Annotated in this window: 18 protein-coding genes and 1 pseudogene; 6 read left to right on the top strand and 13 right to left on the bottom strand. The window is 63.7% G+C overall.

Going from position 1 to position 19,477, the window contains the following annotated elements:
* The coding region (pstS, locus tag VMJ11_RS29820; RefSeq protein ID WP_414694503.1) for a phosphate ABC transporter substrate-binding protein PstS at positions 1 to 1,009 on the top strand (1,009 nt) is incomplete at its 5' end.
* Between the two features lie 150 nt (positions 1,010 to 1,159).
* Here pstS and VMJ11_RS29815 read toward each other — a convergent pair.
* Positions 1,160 to 1,444, bottom strand: coding sequence for a hypothetical protein (locus VMJ11_RS29815; protein ID WP_325624393.1), 285 nt, complete (start codon positions 1,442 to 1,444; stop codon positions 1,160 to 1,162).
* A gap of 735 nt (positions 1,445 to 2,179) precedes the next feature.
* Between VMJ11_RS29815 and VMJ11_RS29810 the strand changes: the two genes are divergently transcribed.
* Both VMJ11_RS29810 and VMJ11_RS29805 read left to right on the top strand, forming a co-directional pair.
* Positions 2,180 to 2,986, top strand: coding sequence for a class I SAM-dependent methyltransferase (locus VMJ11_RS29810; RefSeq protein ID WP_325624391.1), 807 nt, complete (start codon positions 2,180 to 2,182; stop codon positions 2,984 to 2,986).
* Between the two features lie 34 nt (positions 2,987 to 3,020).
* A complete protein-coding gene (locus VMJ11_RS29805) occupies positions 3,021 to 4,193 on the top strand; it encodes a GNAT family N-acetyltransferase (RefSeq protein ID WP_325624390.1) in 1,173 nt (390 codons plus the stop codon).
* A gap of 84 nt (positions 4,194 to 4,277) precedes the next feature.
* On the opposite strand, the gene VMJ11_RS29800 is transcribed toward VMJ11_RS29805, so the two are convergent.
* From VMJ11_RS29800 to VMJ11_RS29765, 8 genes are all read right to left on the bottom strand, one after another.
* Positions 4,278 to 5,630 (bottom strand): MFS transporter, encoded by a 1,353-nt coding sequence (locus tag VMJ11_RS29800; RefSeq protein ID WP_325624389.1) that lies wholly within the window; start codon positions 5,628 to 5,630, stop codon positions 4,278 to 4,280.
* A gap of 149 nt (positions 5,631 to 5,779) precedes the next feature.
* Positions 5,780 to 6,196, bottom strand: coding sequence for a hypothetical protein (locus tag VMJ11_RS29795; RefSeq protein ID WP_414694502.1), 417 nt, complete (start codon positions 6,194 to 6,196; stop codon positions 5,780 to 5,782).
* A gap of 153 nt (positions 6,197 to 6,349) precedes the next feature.
* Positions 6,350 to 6,580 (bottom strand): hypothetical protein, encoded by a 231-nt coding sequence (locus VMJ11_RS29790; protein ID WP_325624388.1) that lies wholly within the window; start codon positions 6,578 to 6,580, stop codon positions 6,350 to 6,352.
* Between the two features lie 95 nt (positions 6,581 to 6,675).
* The gene (locus VMJ11_RS29785) at positions 6,676 to 8,037 is read right to left on the bottom strand and encodes a sigma-54 dependent transcriptional regulator (RefSeq protein ID WP_325624386.1); all 1,362 of its coding nucleotides are present in this window, start codon (positions 8,035 to 8,037) and stop codon (positions 6,676 to 6,678) included.
* Positions 8,027 to 9,922, bottom strand: coding sequence for an ATP-binding protein (locus VMJ11_RS29780; protein ID WP_325624385.1), 1,896 nt, complete (start codon positions 9,920 to 9,922; stop codon positions 8,027 to 8,029). The genes VMJ11_RS29785 and VMJ11_RS29780 overlap by 11 nt, the downstream gene beginning before the upstream one ends.
* Positions 9,923 to 10,023: 101 nt before the next feature.
* Positions 10,024 to 11,433, bottom strand: a complete 1,410-nt coding sequence (locus tag VMJ11_RS29775; protein WP_325624384.1) for a 2-hydroxycarboxylate transporter family protein — start codon at positions 11,431 to 11,433, stop codon at positions 10,024 to 10,026.
* A 507-nt stretch (positions 11,434 to 11,940) separates the two neighbouring features.
* Complete coding sequence (locus VMJ11_RS29770; protein WP_325624383.1) at positions 11,941 to 13,386, bottom strand: carbohydrate porin; 1,446 nt, start codon at positions 13,384 to 13,386, stop codon at positions 11,941 to 11,943.
* 843 nt (positions 13,387 to 14,229) lie between these two features.
* The gene (locus VMJ11_RS29765; RefSeq protein ID WP_325624382.1) at positions 14,230 to 15,201 is read right to left on the bottom strand and encodes a LysR family transcriptional regulator; all 972 of its coding nucleotides are present in this window, start codon (positions 15,199 to 15,201) and stop codon (positions 14,230 to 14,232) included.
* A gap of 121 nt (positions 15,202 to 15,322) precedes the next feature.
* Here VMJ11_RS29765 and VMJ11_RS29760 point away from each other — a divergent pair, with 121 nt between their 5' ends.
* Positions 15,323 to 16,192, top strand: a complete 870-nt coding sequence (locus VMJ11_RS29760) for an MFS transporter (RefSeq protein ID WP_325624395.1) — start codon at positions 15,323 to 15,325, stop codon at positions 16,190 to 16,192.
* 124 nt (positions 16,193 to 16,316) lie between these two features.
* Here VMJ11_RS29760 and VMJ11_RS29755 read toward each other — a convergent pair whose 3' ends face one another.
* A complete protein-coding gene (locus tag VMJ11_RS29755; RefSeq protein ID WP_325624381.1) occupies positions 16,317 to 17,066 on the bottom strand; it encodes a hypothetical protein in 750 nt (249 codons plus the stop codon).
* 46 nt (positions 17,067 to 17,112) lie between these two features.
* Positions 17,113 to 17,403: a hypothetical protein gene (locus VMJ11_RS29750; protein ID WP_325624379.1), complete on the bottom strand. Its 291-nt coding sequence runs from the start codon at positions 17,401 to 17,403 to the stop codon at positions 17,113 to 17,115.
* 211 nt (positions 17,404 to 17,614) lie between these two features.
* Between VMJ11_RS29750 and VMJ11_RS29745 the strand changes: the two genes are divergently transcribed.
* Positions 17,615 to 18,559, top strand: a complete 945-nt coding sequence (locus VMJ11_RS29745) for a metallophosphoesterase family protein (RefSeq protein WP_325624378.1) — start codon at positions 17,615 to 17,617, stop codon at positions 18,557 to 18,559.
* An 86-nt stretch (positions 18,560 to 18,645) separates the two neighbouring features.
* Entirely contained in the window at positions 18,646 to 18,942 is a 297-nt protein-coding gene (locus VMJ11_RS29740; protein ID WP_414694505.1) for a cupredoxin domain-containing protein, read from the top strand.
* 64 nt (positions 18,943 to 19,006) lie between these two features.
* Here the strand turns inward: VMJ11_RS29740 and VMJ11_RS29735 are convergent.
* Positions 19,007 to 19,153 (bottom strand): annotated as a pseudogene (locus tag VMJ11_RS29735) (glycosyl transferase family 1); the annotation flags it as partial.
* A 2-nt stretch (positions 19,154 to 19,155) separates the two neighbouring features.
* On the bottom strand, positions 19,156 to 19,477 hold a 322-nt coding region (locus VMJ11_RS29730), incomplete at its 5' end, for a BamA/TamA family outer membrane protein (RefSeq protein ID WP_325624375.1).

Here is a 19,477-nt window from a genome sequence, read left to right as displayed (position 1 = left end):
TCTCATTTGCGGCGTTTGCGCGATCACGACCCGCGCAGAAAACGTGACCGGAGCGGGCAGCACGTTCGCTGCTCCCCTCTACGCCCGTTGGGCCGTCGACTACCAGAAGTCCGGCGGTGGCAAAGTGACCTATAAAAGCATCGGCTCCTCGGAAGGCATCAAACAGGTCATGGCGCATACGGTCGACTTCGCCGGGTCCGATGCACCTCTTAGCGATGCGCAACTGGACAAGGGAAAATTGCGGCAGTTTCCGACAGCCATTGGCGGCGTAGTGCCGGTGGTGAATCTCCCGGGCATCAAGGCCGGCCAGTTGATGCTGACTGGCGAGGTGCTCGGCCAGATCTTCCTCGGCAAGATCCTGTACTGGGATGACCCGGCCATTGCGAAGTTGAATCCGAAGATCAAGATGCCCAACAACCCCATCGCCGTCGTGCGGCGTCTGGATGGCTCGGGCACTACGCTGATCTGGACGCACTATCTGAGCCAGGTCAGCCCCGAATGGAAACGCAAGGTGGGCGAAGGTACCAGTGTGCATTGGCCGTTGGGGATTGGTGGCAGGGGCAACGAGGGCGTCGCCACATTCGTCGGCTACCTGCCCGGCGCAATCGGCTATGTCGCCTGGGACTTCACGAAGCAGAACCATCTGACTTACACGGCCATGACCAATGCGGCAGGCGCTGTCGTAGAACCCGGCCTCCCCACGTTCAGCGCGGCGGCAGCGAATGCCGACTGGTCCAGTTCGCTCTACCAGTTGCTGACCAATCAGCCGGGCAAGGACGCGTGGCCCGTGATGGGCGCGACATATGTACTGCTGCAAGCCACACCGGACAAGCCGGCGCGCAGCGAAGAAACGCTGAAATTCTTCGACTGGGCGCTCACGCACGACGAGTCAGCAATTGAGGCGCTCGACTATATTCCGCTACCCTCCACGGTACTCGCGAAAATTCGGGGCCAATGGCACGGCGACAAAAGTGATGACGTCGTGCGCAAATCCATTGCCGGGCAGTAGCAGGCCAGTCGGGTTCGCGAGCGCTCTCACGTGAAGGTGCGTCGACAGCGAGGCACTGGCAATCAGGCGGGTCATGGCTGGCAAGAACAGGAAAACGCCAGGGCCAGCCAAAAGCAACGCTCGTAAAGCGCCACGCAAGGCGGCAGATATTCAGCGCCTGCCGCCCTTGCGCTTGCGAGATTCGGTTTTACGGCAGAGATCGGTCAGAAGCCAGCGTGCGACGATCTCGGGACGATTCGCGCCATATGGAGCGAACTTGATTTCGTTTTCGAAGTAGACGATAACGCTACCCGCCATCACGCGGTAAGAACCCGCGTGGTTCACGCCATCCAGTTCGACACTCAAGGGATGCGTGGTTTCGTATTCTGCAAGAGCCAAGGTAAGCGTGGAATTGTCTAAATTAAGACAATATCGCTTCACACCACCCTTGGTCAATTAAATATGCGCTTTATTTCATTTTAGTGGTCGTGATCCGTTACGACGGCGCACTACCATGGCCCCAGAATTCCGGCCGTACCGTTGCCGCGCCTGCGAGTCTGCCATATGAAGTCCGCGCAAACCTCCGCTCGCCAACGGCGCCGCTCCAGGCGTTGACCCAGCGCCTCGCCATCATTCTCTCCGTTGTGCCTTCGGCATTCATGAGCCGCTTCATTGCCAGGCTCAAACGGTGCATTGCGTAGCGCTTGCGGCGCGCTTCGGTGTCAACGTTCGCGGTCATCGTCTAGACTCTCCCAATTAGGTATTGCGCAGACCAAAGACCAGAAGTCCATCCACACGTTATGCAGCGACACAAAACATCGCAGGCGCAAAGGCAAGCGATATTCGTTCATTAAGGCACGAAAGTATTGCCGTGCACATACGGGAGAATATCGAGGAGTGCAATCCATCCGAAAGTCATTTGGGAAGACAGCGAAAGACTTTGACAGCGATTGAAAATCAAATGAGGAATTGGTCTGCACATTAGCGCAATCCCATGCGCTCCCGCCCTTTTGTCGTAATACAACCGATGAATGGCGGCAGTTCCTCAGTTCGCCGCGCGATGATGGTGTCAGGATCAGCCTTCCCCCCGGAACGTTTACGGCACACCAATCCATGCGAACGACACACGGCGGCCCGCGAATGGCGCTCAGACGTGCGCTGAAGCAACCATTACTGAACGCCGTCGCGAGGTTGCCCGACCGCGTGCAGCGCGTCATGTTCACGCCACCAATACGCCGCATCTGCATTCGCGTGCCGCTGCTACGTGCTGTCTACTCGGGCTGCCTTCGCCGCCACCCGATCGACCTCCAATACGGCACCGATACCAGCGGCCTCGTCGACCATTTGACGCTGCACCGCGACGCAACCCTCGTTGGTCAATTGAGGCCATACATGGGCTCGCAGCCAACCATCATCCGCCGCGCGCTCGACACGCTCGGCGATATCGCCGGCTATACGTTCGTTGACATCGGTTGCGGAAAAGGCCGACCGATGATCGTCGCCTCCGAATATCCATTTGCCCTTGCGCTAGGCTACGACATCAGCGCAGACCTCGTGAGGATCGCGAACGCGAACGCGGTCGTGATGGCGCGGCACTTTCCGCAGCGGCCGCCCATTCGCGCGCTGCACGCCAACGTCTCCGATCTGCAGGTGCCGTCGGGCAAAGCTGTCGTGTTCCTATACAATCCGTTCGGAGCCGAACTGATGAGGTCACTGCTTGAGAAACTCGAGGCGGAACTGGCGAGCGGTGCGATCCAGCACCTGTACATCGTCTACGACAACCCGGTGTGCGGCGAAGTCTTCGACAACTCCCGCTATTTGACGCGCTGGTTTGCAGGCGAGTTTACATACGATCATGAGGAACTCGGCTTCGGCCCGGAAGACAAGGAGAGCGTCGTGATCTGGCAAAGTGTGCGTGGGGCGCGCCCCGATGCGTTCCCGGACCGAAATCGCCGTATTACGACAAAAGACCTACTCAGCGCTTCCCTCGAAGGCTAATTTGTAAGGATGACGAACCACTCAGGAGACGCATGTGACGACTACTGTGGCCGCGATGTGCGAGTCGTCGTCCCCGGCCGCTTCCTTCCGGTACGAACGGCAAACCTGCGAAACCATCGAAGCGTTCCGCGCCCTCGAGCCGCAATGGCGCGCGCTTTTGGCCTCGGCCGAATCGCACGCTCCGTTCATCAGCTTCGCCTACTGCGAGGCGGCGGTGGCAGCGGCGCTGGCGCGTGGCGCGAGGATCGAAGTCGCGACGGTGCATGACGCGCACGAGCCCTTGGTGCTCTGGCCGGTTGCGATCGTACGCAGCGGCGCATTGCGAACCGCGCAATCGCTCGGCTGTGGATGCGGCGAAGAATACGGGGGCCCGCTCATCGCGGACACGCGGCGCGCCGAGCTCTACGAAGCAGCGCTGCGGGCGATCATGCAAGTTCACGCCGACGTGCTCCACATCCCGATGCTCGAAAACGGCAGCGCCCTGCAGCGCGCGCTCGACGCCGCACGGCAGTCGTGGGTGCAGGCATCGCTGCCGCCGCGCTGGCGCGTGATGCCTGGATACTCGATAGGACTGCGCGCGTACCCCACGTGGGACGACTTCCTCGCAACGCGGCACTCGACGCTGCGTGCCGCCCTGCGTTCGAGCATCAAGCGGCTGCGTCGCGAAGGCGATGTCAGTTTCGGATGGTGCGACAGCGCCGCGGAAACGGAACGCGTGCTCACATGGCTTTTCGCAAACAAACGCCAATGGGCCCTGAAGCGCGGAATCGAATCGCGCTATCTGATGGACGACCACGTGCGCGACTTCTTCATCGGCCTCGCGCGACGAATCGACCTGACCAGCACGCCGCTGGTCGCTTGCGTGCAGGTCGATGGGCAACCGGTCGCGGCGTCGGTCAATCTCGTCGGCGCGCGGGCCGTCGAGTATTTGATCACGACATACGACGAAGCGTTCGGCGTGTACTCGGTCGGCAACCTGCTGGTCGAGTACATTGCGCAATGGGCACACGCGCACGGACGCGATTTCGATTTCCGGCCGCTGCACGGCGACTACAAGGTGCGCTGGGCGGACCGCGAGACCCAGCACGAATCGCGCATCGTGGTGCTCAACGCACGCGGGCGCTTGATCGAATTGCCCCTGTCATGGGCACAAGTGAAGCGAGTGCAACGAAAGGCGGCGACGGTCTTGAAGGCGCGATTGAAGTGAGCAGACCGCCTTCGTGATGGCAGTCCGCTCGCGCCTGCGTGCAACGCGTAGAACACGCGTAGAGCGATCGAAACCATCGCTCGCTCACGGCCTCACGACCCCGCCCTCACCCTGCGTTCCCGCATGTGCGGATGCGTCGAGTGTTTCGAGCGCCGGGTCGTGATGAAGAAGCAGCGCCGCACCCGCGCCCACTATCCCTGCCCCCGCGAGACAGAGCAGGCCCGCGCCGAAGCCGCCCGTGCTGTCCTTGATCCAGCCCATCGCATAGGGGCCGAAAAAGCCCGCGAGATTGCCGAGCGAATTGACGGCGGCAATGCCGCCAGCCGCCGCCGCGCCGGAGAGGAACGCGGCCGGCAACGTCCAGATCACCGGCAGGCAGCCAAAGATGCCAAAACCCGCGACGGAGAGCGCGAGCATCTTCAGCACGGGATTATCGAGTCCGGCCGCAGCGGCAATGCCAGCCGCCGCGACGGTGAGCGCAATGGCGACGTGGCGCTTGCGCTCGAGCCGGCGGTCCGAGTGCCGGCCCCACAGCACCATCGAAACGACGCCGACCGCGTATGGCAGCGCGGTGACAAAGCCGGTCTGCAAATTCGTGAGCCCGAACGCCTTGACGATCTGCGGCAGGAAGAAGCTCAACCCGTAATTGGTTGCGTTCGCACCGAAATAGATCAGCGCCACCGCCAGCACACGCGGATTGATGAGCGCCTCCTTCACGCTGAAGGTGCGCACGCTTTCCCGATGCCGACGCTCCTGCGCCTGCCGCTCGACGAGCCAGCGGCGTTCGTCGTCAGCGAGCCAGGTTGCGTCGGCGGGCTTGTCGGTCAGGTAGAGCAGCACGGCCAGTGAGAGCAAGAGCGCGGGCGCCGCCTCGATCAGATAGACCCACTGCCAGCCCGCCAGCCCCCCTCTGCCGTCGAGCGAGAGCAGCGCGCCGGAAATCGGCCCGCCGATCACCGTCGAAAGGGGAATGGCCGCCATGAAGTAGCCCACCACGCGCGCGCGGTATTTGGCCGGAAACCACAGCGTGAGCAGGAAGATGATACCGGGGAAGAAGCCGGCCTCGGCAATGCCGAGCAGAATGCGTAACGTGAAGAATACGTGCGCGTTCGACATGCCGGTCATGCGGGCGATGTGCGGAATGAACGCCATCGCGCCGGCGATGATGCCCCACGTGAACATGATCCGCGCAATCCACCGCCGCGCGCCGAAGCGCTCCAGCAGCAGGTTCGACGGCACCTCGAAGAAGAAGTACGCAATGAAGAAGATGCCCGCGCCGAAGCCGAACGCGCTCGCGGAAAGGTCTAGCGCCTTGTTCATCTGCAATGCAGCAAAGCCGACGTTCACACGATCGAGATACGCCACGAAGTAGCAGACGATCAGAAACGGCACGAGCCTTGCCGTCACGCGCGTCACAGTGCGTGTTTCGAGCTCCATACATGTCTCCTTCGAAGCCGGCTTCGCGTTCAGGCGCCCGTGCGCCAATAACGGGCCGGTCCGTTTGATATCGTTAAAGACTAGTCGGTCGCAGCGCGATACGAAAGATCGGTTCACATGGTGGGATACAAGGTAGTCGCTTACGGCGATCAAAGCTTCGGGCAGGAGAGCACCTGCAAGGGCTGCGTCGTGATGCCCGGTTTGCCGTTACCTGCAGGCGTGCCTTGCGGGGGCGTCGAGACGAGGCGCACGCTTGCTGAGCCCGCATTCGCGAGGGCGTATTTTTCTTCGCTGCCCTGCGGTTGCCAGTACGCGCGAAACAGCGGTCCGTCGGTGAAGACTAGCAGCTTGCCGTGCGTCGTCTGGCCTGCCGCGACGAAATCCACCGCTTCGCCGTCACGCAACGTGAAGCCGGCATCCGTGCCGCCGCCGGCGTTCGGCCCCACGAGGCGGCCGCACGGCGGCGCTGCGTCAGGGGCCGTATCGGCGGCACGTGCAGGCTCGATCGCCAGCAACGCCGCGCCCAGGCAGCAGGACGTCAAGGTAAGCGTAAGCGTCGCTTTCACACACAACCTCTTGGGCTCGTCATCGATCGTTCAGAGGCGCGCAAGGCGCATTCCCGCAAATGGAACGCGCAAATGTGGTTGTAAGGTCAACGTAAAATCAGCGCAGCGACGGTCAATCAACCGTCGCGCGTTCGCCGGCGTGCATGGCCGGCTTCAAAGGTCGTCGGCGCCGGGGTCCAGCGCGTCGAGATCGACGTCCAGCACGCGGCAGACGTCGCGCACGAACTCATTCATGGCGGCAGTGCACTCCGGGCTGCCGGCCGGAAAGTCTTCGGGGTTCTTCTTGCCCTGCGCCCTCCGGATTGCGCGAATGCTGGCCTCGAGTGCACGTGCCTCCGCCCAGATGGGATGCTTGTCGGGATAGTGGGGTTGTTTGCGCGCCATGTCTGGTATTTCGGCAATGGCCACGCGAACTTTAGGTGGGTCCCGTGGCGGCAACGCGCTTTCGTCGACAGGCAGTTCGTTTTCCGCAGCGAATCTCACACGTCCCTGTCTTCGCCCTGCGAGTCGCGCGCGGCGATCTTCAACAGGCGCAGCTTGTGATAGAGGGTCTTCCTGGGCGTCCCGAGTTCGATGCTCGCGTCCGCCACGTTACCGTGATGGCGCTGCAACGCGCCCTCGATCAGCAACCGTTCGAAGTACGCAAGCTGCTCCGCTAGCGTGCCGTTTTTCGTGATGCCTGGGCCCGCGCTAAGCAGGCTCTCCCCCGTGAGCCCGAGCACGAAGCGGTCCGCGACATTCTGCAGTTCGCGCACGTTGCCGGGCCACGCGTGTGTCATCAGCTCGGAGAGCTGCCCGGCGGTCACGACAGGCGGCTGCGCACCGAAGCGGCGCGCGGCCGCGAGCACGAAGTGCTCGAACAGCAACGGCACGTCCTCGCGCCGCTCGCGTAGCGGCGGCAGCTCGATCTGCGCGACGTTCAGGCGGTACAGCAGGTCCGCGCGAAAGCGCCCGTCGGCCGCCAGCTCGGCGAGGTCCGTTTTCGATGCGGCGACGATCCGGCAATCGACCGGAATCAGCTCGTTCGCGCCAAGCCGCTCGAGCACACGCTCCTGCAACACGCGCAGCATCTTGATCTGCAGCGCCATCGGCATCGTTTCGATCTCGTCGAGAAAGAGCGTGCCGCCATTTGCCCACTCGATCTTGCCGACGCGCTTCTTGATCGCGCCCGTGAACGCGCCCGCCTCGTGGCCGAACAGCTCGCTCTCGAACACCTGTTCGGGCAAGCCCCCGCAGTTCAGCGCAACGAAATGCGCGTCGCGCCGGCCGCTGAAGTCGTGCAGGCTGCGTGCGATCAGCTCCTTGCCCGTGCCGGTTTCACCAGTGATGAGGACCGACACGGAAGTATCCGCGAGCCGCAGAATCTTCTTGCGCACCTCCGCCATCGCCGGCGACTTCCCGAGCACCAGCGCCTCGATGCCTTGCCCGTTGCGCAGCGACGCGCGCAGACCGTCGATCTCGAGCGTGAGCCGGCGTTTCTCGACCGCGCGCGCCACGCGCCCCGCAATCACTTCGGACGAAAACGGCTTCTCGATGAAATCGTAGGCCCCCACACGCATCGCACCGACGGCCGTCGAAATGTCCGCATGGCCGCTGATGAGCAGCACGGGAATGCGCGCATCGATCGCCAGCACGCGGTCCAGCAATTGCAGCCCGTCGATACCCGGCATCCTCACATCCGACACGATCACGATCGGCGCGCCCGGCACGACTTCGACGAGCGCATCGGCCGCCGATGCGTACGCGCTCACCGGAAAGCCGGCCAGCGCGACAGCCTGCTCGACGCCGAGCCGGACATTTTCGTCATCCTCAACAACCAGCACCCGAACTTCATCTTCCATGCTCTGTCCTTTGTGGCGCTGCCGCCATGAATTCGATCGTGAAGCGAGCCCCGCCCTCGTCGCCGTTGACCGCGGCAATCCGCGCGCCAAATCCTTCCACGATGCGCGACGTGATCGCGAGCCCCAGCCCCAGGCCTTGTCCACGCGGCTTCGTCGTGACGAACGGCTCGAACAGATGTGCGAGCACCTCCGGCGCGATCCCCGGGCCGCTGTCCGCGATCGTGAAGCGCACGCGATCGTGCGCATCGGGCGCATCCGCCTCGATCGTGACGGCGCGCGTGCCTGCGTCCCGAACGGCGTCCAGCGCGTTGCCAAGCAGGTTGACGATCACCTGCTGCAACTGGCTCGATTCCGCATAGACGGTGGTGCCGGGCGGAATCCGCACGTCGAGCCGCACCGCTTCGTCGCGAATACGCGATTCGTAGATGAACCGCGCGTGCGCAACGGCCTCGCCAAGCGAAACCGCAACACGCTCCACCTCCGGCTTGCGCGCGAACGCCTTCAACTCGCCGGTCAGCACAGCCATGCTGTCGACGAGGCGACCCACGCGTTCGAGATTCGCCAGCGCCTGCGCGGGCTGGTTGCGCTCGAAGAACGTGCGCGCATTGTCGCAAAGCGTGCGGATCGCCACGAGTGGCTGGTTGATCTCATGCGTGAGGCCGGCCGCCATCTGGCCGATCACCGCGAGCTTGCCTGCGTGCACGACTTCCTGCTGCGTCGCGCGCAAGCGCTGCTCGGTGCGCTCGCGCTCGGCGATCTCGCGCTGCATGCGGTCGTTCGCGTCGGTCAACGCGGCGGTGCGCTGCGCGACGGTCGTTTCGAGCTGGTCGTTCGCACGGCGCAGCGCCTCCTGCGCGTTGAGCTTCTCCGCGATCGTGCGGCGGCGCTGGAGCGCGTACAGCGCATACAGCACGGCAATCAGGAAGACACCCGTCACGAACGCGAACGCAAGGCGCTGCTGCCGCCGTGCGCCGGTCGTATCGAGCAGCACCATGATCGTGTCGTGGCCCTGTGGCGCTGGGCGCGACATCACGAGATAGCGGGTGGTGCGGCCGGCGCGGCGCGGGTCGGGGAAGGTGCCCAGCCACGCGGCGTCATTCCATTCGCCGACTCGTCGAAAGTGCAGCGCCTCGACGGTGCGGCCCGCGTACTGCCGCGACGCCTGGATGGCGCTCTGCTGCTGCGCGGTCATCGCACGCATGGCGTTGAATTTCCATTCGGGCACCGTCGAGATCACGATCACACCGTTGCTGTCGACGACGATCGCCGCCTCGCCGGGCGTGCGCCACGCGGTTTCCAGCGCGTCGACGCTGACCTTGACGGCCACCGCGCCGATCGCCTTGTCGTCGGCCTTGTCGTCGGCCGTGCCGCCCTCATGCACCGCGTTCGCAAAGTACAGTCCGGGAACGCCGGTGTTCGTGCCGATTCCGAAGAAGCGGCCCCTGCCCTGCGCGAGCGCGTCCTGGAAGTACGGGCGGTACGACACGTTGGTGCCGACGAAGCTGACCTGCTGGTTCCAGTTGCTCGCGGCTATCACCGAGCCGTGCGCATCGATCACGTCGACGGCGCCGCTGCCGACGTCAAGGTTGACGGCCTCGAGATAGCGATTGACCGCGCGCGTCAAACCGGGCGCTTCGTCAGGCGACGCTTTGAGCAACGCGCGCACGCTGTCCTGCCTCGCGACGAGCGCCGGCACCATCTCGAAGCGCCCGAGTTCGCTGGTCAGGCTGGAGGCGTAGAGGTCGAGCCGGTGAGCGCCGACATCGGCGAGCGCACCGATCGCGCGGTCCCATGCGAACTCGATCGCGGCGGTGCTGGCCCCGACATACAGCGCGGCCGCGGCCGCCCATCCCCACCACGCGATTCCCTTGTAGCGCTTGTGCACGTTTGCCCTCTTCGATGGATCACCAGCGGGCGATGCGATGCCCGCGTACCCCGCGCCGGATGCCCCGGCGCCGCCATCGAGAGAACGCGTGCAAGCACGCCTCATGCGCCGAAATGCGCGAGCAGGATCAGCGTCAGGGTGACGACGATCGCGCCGCCGATGCGCGTGGCGATCTGCGCGAACGGCATCAGCTGCATGCGGTTCGCGGCGCTCAGGATTGCGACGTCGCCGGTGCCGCCCTGGCCGCTGTGGCACGCGTTCACGATTGCGGTGTCGATAGGGTACATCTTCATCAGGCGGCCAACCACGAAGCCGGTGCCCATCAGCGTCATCACGGTCGCGGCGATCGTCACGACGTTGACGAGCGTGAACGCGGCCATGAGCTTGTCCCACGGCGTCATCGCGACGCCGATCGCGAACAGCAGCGGATAGGTGACCGCGGTCGAGAAGAACCGATAGACGACGAACGCGCCTTCCTGCAGCGGCGGCGACACCGCGCGCGCAAGCTTCACGAGCACGGCGAGGAACAGCATGGCGACAGGCGCGGGCAAGCCGAACAGCTTGTTCGCCATCAGGCCGATCAGGTACAGCGTGATCGCGGTAATGCCGGCTGCGGCGATGTGGCCAACGTCGACTTGCCCGCGAATTACCTCGTTCGACGCTGCCGCTTTGCCGCTTTCGCCGCTTTCGCCGGTTGCGTCGCTTTCGTCAGTCTCGCCGGCTTGCAGGCGGCCGTTGCCGGTCAGATGCGGGTAGCGTTTGCCGAGCATGTCGAGCATGCCTGAGAGGATGATCGCCATCAGGCTGCCGAGCATGACGGGCGGCAACACCTGCGCGAACAGGTCGCCCTGCGCGACGTGCATGATTTCGGAGTAGCCGACGGACAGCGGAATCGCGCCTTCGCCCACGCCGCCCGCCATGATCGGCACGACGATATAGAGCAGCGTATGTTGCACGCCGAGGCCGAGCGCGGCGCCCACCGCGGTGCCGACGATCGTCGCGGCGACGGTGCCGGCCGCGAGCGGGATGAAGATCTTCAGGAAGCCCTGGATCAGCACGCGCCGGTCCATGCTGAGAATGCTGCCGACGATGATCGACGCGATGAACAGATAGAGGAAGTTCGTCTGCTTCGTGAACTCGACCGTGAGGTGCAGGATAGGCTTTGGCAGCACGTGGTAGTACGTGAGCGCCGAAGGCACGAAGGTCGCGAGGATCGCAGCCGCGCCGATGTTGCGCAGAAGCGGCAGACGCTTGCCGAGCTCGGCGCACGTGAAGCCGAAGAACGCGAGCACGGCGATCGCCATCGAGATCTCGCCGGGCACCTTGCCACTAACCGCGAAGCCGACGATCAGCGCGAAGAGGATCACATAGATCGGCAGCGGAATAATGCCGATGCGAATTTCCATCAGCTTCCACCAGCCCTCGGGCCAGAAGCGGTTGCGCGTGGTGGAGTTCGGCTCGAGTAGCGCCGGTGAGGGGACGGTGGTGGTTGAGGATGCACTGTTCTGCACGGGATGTCTCCTTCGTTTTCGCGGCCGGACTGTCGCCGGGGGCCTGTTCTAAAAGGGCGACAGCCTGAAGGCCGTCGCGCGTGTCTATAAAGCAGCAGCCGTGCCAGCACGCGCCCGCAGTGCGGAGAAACCAATAACCGTTTGATTTATATGCAATTTTGTCGCCATTGATCCATCACACCCCAATAGGCTGCGCCGAAAATTCGGAATCGGCGCAATCGGTGGGCTGAAATCTCGGCCTGGCAAAAGCGCGCGGCAAAGATCGAGGCGGCAGTAGTCGAGCGGATACATGACGTCAGACGTGCCGATGAACCCGCACCAGGCGGTAGGACCGGGGCGCATGAAATGGATAGGTCTCCAAAACATGTGCTTCCGGCAATTCATATTTCTATTCTTGCCTGCCCGATAAGGCAGACATAAGGTTCATGTGTTAGCCGGGCATCGGCGACGCCTGAACGTCATCGTCAAGAGTGCAATTACGCCGCCGTGTAACAGAATAGCCTGACGTTAGAACTCGATCGTCGTGCGCAAGCCCAGCACAGCCTCGTCGCCAATGCGTTGCGATGGATTCTGCGGGTCCGGAATGCCGCCGGCGGGCCTGAAGAAGTACTGGAAGTCGGCCTGCAACTGCCACCACGGCGCGACCTGGTACTGGTACGTTGCTTCGAGAACGGTCTCGGCGCTGCGCGACGGATAGCCCGCCGTGGAGGCCGCCTGCGCGCTCGCGAAGTCTTGCGCGTGCGAACCGATGTGCGCGTAGCCAACCGCGAGACCCACCACGTCGTTGTCGCGCCCCTTGAATGGCGCCTTGAGCGTCACGCCCGCGTTGACTCCGAGGTCGACCACGTTGCGGTCGCCGGGCGCACCCATCACGCGCGCGAACACGCCCACCGACTGCGGGCTATCGGCGCTCGGCCGCCACACCATTTGATCGGCCACAGCGTAGATGCTGTAGTTGCCCTGATGCGTCGACGGGACATTCGCGCCGGGGATGCCCGCCGCCGGGTCGGCGAAGCGGTTGCTGTTGTACCAGAAGCCGAGCTTGTAGGTCCCCGGCAGCCCACTTGGTTTGGATGCCGAATCATTTCCCGACACCTGATTGATGGCGTACTGGATTTCGCCGATGATCATCGTGCCATTGCCCAGCGCGAAATTCGTGCCGCTCGCGTTGAGCTTCTGCGGATCGCCCTCGCCCGGCGCGGGATTCCCGTCGAATACGCCACCGAGCACGGTGATCGCATCCGTGGGTGTGGCGCGCACGCGCACGCCGAGCGACGAAAGCGGATACGCAGGGCCGCCCGCGGGCAGATCGACCGACGGCAAGACCGACCAGCCGAACGTCGCATTCATGAATGCGCCTGCGTACTGGCTGACCATGAACTCCTGGTCGAGGCTCTGTTGACCGATTTTCACGTCGGCCTTGCCGCCAAAGAATGCCTGCTGGTACCACAACTCCCACAGCCGGGTCGATGCATCGGCTTCGATGCCGCTTGCCGCTTGCAACGTTTGCAGGTTCCGGGCGGTCAGGCTCGTGCCGTGAATCTGGAAGCCGGACACGTTGAAGGTGCCGCCCGGCAAACCGAACGCCTTTTGCGTGTCCATGCCGAGGCCAAACTGCGTGACGCCCTGATAAGCGCCACCGGTACGCGTGCCGCCCGACACATTGCCCATGTACTCGCTCGTTTCCTGCAGGCCGAACGTCACACCATACTGCCCGAGCCAGGGCCGCACGCCACCCATTTCGCCAAGCAGGTTCGAGCGCTCCCAGAAGCCCCTGGGCGCCTGCGTGCCCGCATCCGCCGCCGGGGCGCCGGTTTGCGGCGCCGGTGCCGCGGGCTCGGCGTCGCCGCTACTTTGTGCAAACGCGGCAGGCGTGATGCCAAGTGCAAGCGCCGCGCTCAGCGCAATGGGGCCACCGGAACCGAGCAGTTTGCTGGTGAGGATATTTTCCATAGTTTGTATGGCTCTAGTAAGGAACGGAAGTATCCGCCATTTATCGCAGAGCGTGCCTGCGTAACTTGATGAAACTGTGTCCGGCGTCGTGCTTCATGCAAACCGGAGGTGCGGCCGTAAAGGACGCTCCGGGTCGCGTGCAGAGAGCGCGCAAACCAGCGTGAGCGCAACAGCCGCCGCCGAGGTTGCGGCGAGCAAGCCGTAACCGGTTGGCGTGAGAGGATGGCTGGCGTGCACGGTGCGCCAGGCGCAGCGTACGGCCACGCGCGCCGCGCGACGAACGAAGTACAGCGCCCCGCTTGCAGCGCCGGCGCGTGCCGCGTTGCACGCCCGCGGCGCAACCGGTGCGCGCACGGCGAATGCAAGAGCCAGGACATGAAGGCAGCAAAGGCCTGCGGCGGCAAGCATCACCCGTGCGTGCACGCAGGTATGCCGCGCCATGCGCGGCGTGAAGCGAGAAAAAAGGCAGACGAACATCATCCCTCCGCGTTGCCCGCCTGGAACGCGGACGAGTTGCGAAAGCGCGACCATTCCTGCAAGCAAGCTTGCAAGTGGTATTCAAAAAGAGGGAGCGTGCTACGGGGAGACTGACGAGGAGAACCCGTCAGTAACGAAGCGCGCTAACCCGGCGTGTGCGAGTTAGCGGCGAAGGAGTGAACCTGTGGCGGCTATCTCGCGGACTTGCTGCCGGCGCTGGCCGGCATCGAACTTCCACTACCAGAACATGCGTCCACGGAGGACTCCTTTCACTGTGACGGGGCGCATTGTATTGGCCTCGTGCGTAAAATGGCAAGTAAAAAACGCATCAACATGCGGTCGATGAAGGCCGCACGCAAGCGACCATCAACTTTTTTTCCCCCGCCCTGCAAGCCTGCGATCAGGTTGCACGCGCATAGCGCCGCGACCCGGCGAATGCTCCTTCACATGGTCGATGAACGCACGCAGCTTCGGCAAGACCTGCCGACGGTCCGGATAGAAGAGAAACACGCCCGGCATCACCGGCGCGAAGGGCTCCAGCACGTGCACCAGCTTTTCCGCTCTCAGCCCTTGCGCGGCCAGCGGCTCGGGTAGCTGGGCAAGGCCGATACCTTCGGCTGCCGCACCCAGCAGGGTGGGAAAATCATGGGCGATGAAAGGACCCGAGACGACGATCTCGATCGCGCGGCCGTCGTCGTCGAATGACCACGGCGCGATCGCCCCGCTGGACAACCGCCATCGCAAACACGCGTGCTGGCGCAGATCGTCCAATGCCATGGGAGCGCCGCGGCTAGAGAAATACTCAGGACTACCCACGACGACGAGACGAAACGGTGGCGTCAACGGCACCGCAACCATGTCCGGGGCGATGAACTGCCCCAGCCGGATGCCGGCGTCGAACCCTTCGGCGGCGAGATCGACCAGTTCCTTGCTTGTCGAGATTTCCACTTCGACTTCAGGCCAGGCCTTGCAGAAGGAAGCAATCAACGGTTCCAGCAGGATGGGCACCACTGCGCGCGGCACTGAAAGGCGCAATAGTCCGGCGGGCCGCTGGCCGAGTCCGCGCGCGACCTCGCTCGCGGCAACTAGCTCGTCGAACGCTGGCTTTGCGCGCGAAAGAAACCGCTCGCCGGCTTCCGTCAAACCGACACTACGCGTGGTGCGCAAGAAGAGCGCGGCACCAATGCGCGCCTCCAGCACACGCACCGCCTGACTCACGGCCGACGGCGTCACCCCGAGTTCCACAGCCGCCCGGCGAAAACTGCGATGCTCGGCCACGCTCAGGAACGCCTCCACGCCATCGAGCGCGCCCTGTCTGACTGTGAAGTTCTGCTTCATAGCCTGTCCACATTGCGATGAATAGTCGCTCGCGAGAGGCCATGGTACACCTACGCCTGCAGACGAGGCGGCACCTCGAAGACCCGGTGCCCCCACTGCGATATTCGAGGCTTTGTCCATCGTGCCCCGGATTCAATATGGAGAACCGATCATGACTACCGCCGCTGTCTCCACCGGTCTCGTTCCGCCGCGCACCCCCTGGCGCAGCCTGCTTTGGGTCGTCCCGCCAACATTTCTTTGGATTGCATTGATCTACTGGCTGCCGGTCATTCCGGATAGCGGCTTCCAGACCACGGCGCACCAGCTGATTGCCCACGGATTCATCGCGGTCGGTTTGTGGCTCGGCCTTGCAGGCACGGAGCTGACGCCGCTCCAACGGCGCGCGACCTGGCTTGCGATCATGATCCCCTACACACTTTGGTTCGCAATCGTCTGGAGCGCGGCGATCCACGGCGTCTTTCGCCTGAGCGACCCGCCTCCGCCGGCGCCGATGCTGCCATTGGCGATCTTCCTGCCGGTGCTAGTCGGCGCGCCGATGCTGCTGTTGTCGAGCCGGGTGGGACAGGTGCTCGACGCGATGCCCGCGAGCTGGCTCGTCGCGCTTCAGTTTTACCGGGTATTCGGCAGTTGGGCGCTCGCGGCCTGGCTGCATGGCGCTTTGCCCGGCGTCTTCGCGTTGCCGGCGGGAATTGGCGACGTGCTGACGGGCCTGTTCGCCGTGCCGGCGGCGCTCGCCGTGGCGAGCGGGACAGTTCAGGGGCGAAAGGCGGCACTCGTGTGGAACATCCTGGGCCTCGCCGATTTCGCTATCGCGGTCACGTTGGGGATGATCACCGCGCCCGGCCGGTTCCAGTTGATCGTTCCGAATGTCCAGAGCATTGGCGCCGGCACTTATCCTTACGTGCTGACCCCTGCTTTCGTGGTGCCGAGTTCGATCCTGGTGCACGCACTGTCGCTGCGCCAGTTGATCCGCCGACGCTTCACGAAGTGAAGCGGCCCGGGTAACGGCGGAACCTTCCCGCACACGGTGACAGCGTCGCCCACATCGCCATTTCATCAGGACTGCGATTCGATAATCGACGTGGGCCGCGAGCCGCCTGAGCGCTCGCGGCGTGTCACGAACTCAACAGGTTTCTCCTCAGCCTTCGACGTTCAACGCTGTTGCGCAACTGGCCCAGAATCCACGCACTGGCGACCAGGGCCAGATACAGGGTGACGAGATGATGACGCCAGGCATCGAGGGCCAGCTGATGGGCCACGAGCGTTGGATCGACCGGCGCAAGCGTGCGACTCTTCCCCTCCACGGCCCGCATCATTCGCAGGAAACCCACGGCGGACAGCAGCGGCAATAGTACGACGAGCGCCAGCAACGCGTGCTTCATTCGGCGCGCCCACGCATAGTGGCGCAACCGGAACCATAGTCCAAGGCATCCGTGTATCCAGCCGGGCGCCAGCAGCGCAAGTTGCAGCCCCTGCGTGCCGCTCGTGAGCAGCACGACGATGACGCGCTCGTAGTCGGGCTGGAAGCCGTAGAGCGAAGACGCAAGCCGCGTCGACACCGCATGGCGGATGAGCAGCATCGGCAAGCTGAGCCCCGCCCAGAGGCGCAGCCATTCGGCGGCAGGCAGCGCCCAGTGGCGCCGCGCGTAGATCGTGTGCAGCGCCAACCCAAAATGCACAGACGCGGCGCCATACAGCGCGACGGTGCCAGGCGCGCTGCGCCAAAGCCGCAACGCGAGCACGAGACCGTGCCCCGCGAGGTCGAGCGACCAGATCCCCAGCGCGTGATTGATCAGATGCAGAAAGAGATACGTCAGCATCACTACGCCCGACACGAGCTGAAAACGGCGCAGAACCGTTTGCACCGTATTTCTCACTTCGCCTCTGCGGCGGATGTCCCACCGAAGCCTCTCACTTCGAACTCCGATGACTGACGCGCGACATGTGCCGGGCAGGCGCCGCCAAGGCGCCCGTCATCCTCGCAAGTTTGCCGATGCGCCGGCGTAAGCGACCAAACGCGCCGCCCGCCGACGACCGATACGCGACGTAGTCATTCCGATTCGCCGCGCTCTGGCGCAGCGAATCTGCGAATCGTTGCAACGCCGATATCGAGCCGCAAACGCTCTGGTATTCCTGGCGGCCAATCCTGCCGTCGAGGATCACGGTCAATCCCGACGCGCGGGCCATGTCGATGATGTCCATGTCGATCACCCAATTCGTGTGCCATGCCTGCCATACCTCGAGCGCGCGCCGGTTATTCCCAGACCCGGCGAGACACGCGAAAGACGAATGAAATGCGATGCACGAGCGGGAATAAAACTGGACCCTCCGCGGTATTGCACGTGAAACCCGCCCCGGAAGCGCTCCGGATCGAACCGGCCACCGGCTTCCCGAACCCAGCCGAGAGGACATCATGTCGTCAGACCTTCCTTCCCAACCGTCGCGCCGCAGCGCCTTGAAATGCCTCGCCTATGGTGGCGCAGGCACCCTGTTCGTGCTGGCCGGCGGCGTCCTCACGCCGATGGAGCTTGCCCTTGCCGCGGGTAGCCAGGAGAAGTCGGCGGCTTCCGGCGTGCCGCTCTTCCTGCAGATCAGCGACTCGCATATCGGATTCAACAAGGAAGCGAATCCCGATGTAGCGGGCACGCTCAAGCAGACGATTGATTACGTCAACGCCATGCCGGTCAAGCCGGCGCTGGCGATTCACACGGGCGATATCACGCACCTTTCCAAACCGGAAGAGTTCGATCTCGCAGCTCAATTGCTGTCCGGGCTGAGCATCACCGAGTTGCACACCGTGCCCGGCGAGCACGACGTGACCGACGGGCCACAAGGCGAATACTTCAAGCGCTTCGGCCAGGCGTCCGACAACCGGGGCTATTACAGCTTCGACCACAATGGCGTGCACTTCGTCGGGCTCGTCAACGTCATGCATTTCAAGCCGAACGGGCTGGGAAATCTGGGCGAGGACCAGCTAGCGTGGCTGGAAAACGATCTCAAGGGGCGAACGTCCAGCACGCCGGTCGTGGTCTTTACGCACATGCCGATGTGGACGATTTACGAACCCTGGGGTTGGGGCACCGGCGATGCAGGCCAGGCGATGGACTATCTGAAGCGGTTCGGCTCGGTCACTGTCCTGAACGGACATATTCATCAGATCGTTTCCAAGGTGGAAGGCAATATCACGTTCCACACGGCGCGCTCCACCGCCTATCCGCAGCCGACGGCCGGCAATGGCCCAGGACCCGGGCCGCTGACGGTGGCAAGCGACCAGTTGCCGAAGATGCTTGGCGTAACCAGCATCAAGATCTCGCGCCATCCGCTCGCGGCGACGCTTTCCGACACGACCCTCGCCTGATGTCCCATCGCGCCCGTTCAACAAGGATCCAGACCATGCTATTCACTGACTTTCGTCGCGCGTTCATCGTCTCCTGCGGGAGCGGGATGCTCCTCGCGGCATTGGCCGCCGGCTTGCCTGCCGCACAAGCCCAGGAGCCCAATCAGATCGTGATCAAGGATTTCATGTTCTCGCCCATGGCCATCACGGTGAAGGCCGGCACGACGGTGACCTGGAAAAACATGGACGGCGAACCGCATACGGTCGTCAACGATGCCGGCATATTCCACTCCGCCGCGCTCGACCAGAACGACACGTATCAGTACACGTTCGACAAGCCGGGCGTGTACAAGGTGTTCTGCGGCATCCATCCGTATATGAAGGCGACCATTACTGTGCAGTAGGCGATGTGCTTCTGTTCGAAGGACATTGTGCACGCGGCCTCGGGGCACGGTATTGGCTCGTCAGGATGTTGGGCGCGAGAATCACAGGCGCGCCCAACATCACCGATTCCACGCCCACGAGCCCAAACGGCTCATGGCACGACGCGAGAATCGCCGCTTCGATCGGCGGCGGCCCCTTGCATTCGTGACTGCCGAAAGGAAACAGAAGCACACCTAAAACACCGTTTCGAACTGCATCTGCAATGGCTGGTACCAGTCGAGCGCGTGCCGGCCAATCGGGAATCCGGCGCTACCCTTGAGTGCGCCGACCGGCGAGCTCCACGCGAAACCCATGCCGTAGCTGTAGCGCATGCCGTTCGATCCAATGCTCGCGCCCTGGGCGCCCCACGCATTGCCGCCGTCGAGGAAAGTGAACGCGCTCAGCTTGCTGCCGCCTCCCGGCAACGGCACGGGCGCCTTCAACTCCACGCTGCTCGTCAGCATCTTCGATCCCCCGATCGGCTGGCCCGTCTTGATGTCGTGCGGCGACAGCGAG

The sequence above is a fragment of the Paraburkholderia sp. genome (assembly GCF_035501035.1).
In the GTDB taxonomy this organism is placed as follows: Bacteria; Pseudomonadota; Gammaproteobacteria; order Burkholderiales; family Burkholderiaceae; genus Paraburkholderia.
Note: the sequence above shows the minus strand (reverse complement) of the source record. Positions and strands in the feature narration are given on the sequence as shown.

Bases quoted from the DNA above. Each gene is read 5' to 3' on its own strand.
- VMJ11_RS29785 (WP_325624386.1), bottom strand. From the start codon at position 8,037: ATGGAAGATGAAGTTCGGGTGCTGGTTGTTGAGGATGACGAAAATGTC.
- VMJ11_RS29750 (WP_325624379.1), bottom strand. From the start codon at position 17,403: ATGGACATCATCGACATGGCCCGCGCGTCGGGATTGACCGTGATCCTC.
- VMJ11_RS29765 (WP_325624382.1), bottom strand. From the start codon at position 15,201: ATGAAGCAGAACTTCACAGTCAGACAGGGCGCGCTCGATGGCGTGGAG.
- VMJ11_RS29745 (WP_325624378.1), top strand. From the start codon at position 17,615: ATGTCGTCAGACCTTCCTTCCCAACCGTCGCGCCGCAGCGCCTTGAAA.
- VMJ11_RS29800 (WP_325624389.1), bottom strand. From the start codon at position 5,630: ATGGAGCTCGAAACACGCACTGTGACGCGCGTGACGGCAAGGCTCGTG.
- VMJ11_RS29740 (WP_414694505.1), top strand. From the start codon at position 18,646: ATGCTCCTCGCGGCATTGGCCGCCGGCTTGCCTGCCGCACAAGCCCAG.
- VMJ11_RS29790 (WP_325624388.1), bottom strand. From the start codon at position 6,580: ATGGCGCGCAAACAACCCCACTATCCCGACAAGCATCCCATCTGGGCG.
- VMJ11_RS29770 (WP_325624383.1), bottom strand. From the start codon at position 13,386: ATGGAAAATATCCTCACCAGCAAACTGCTCGGTTCCGGTGGCCCCATT.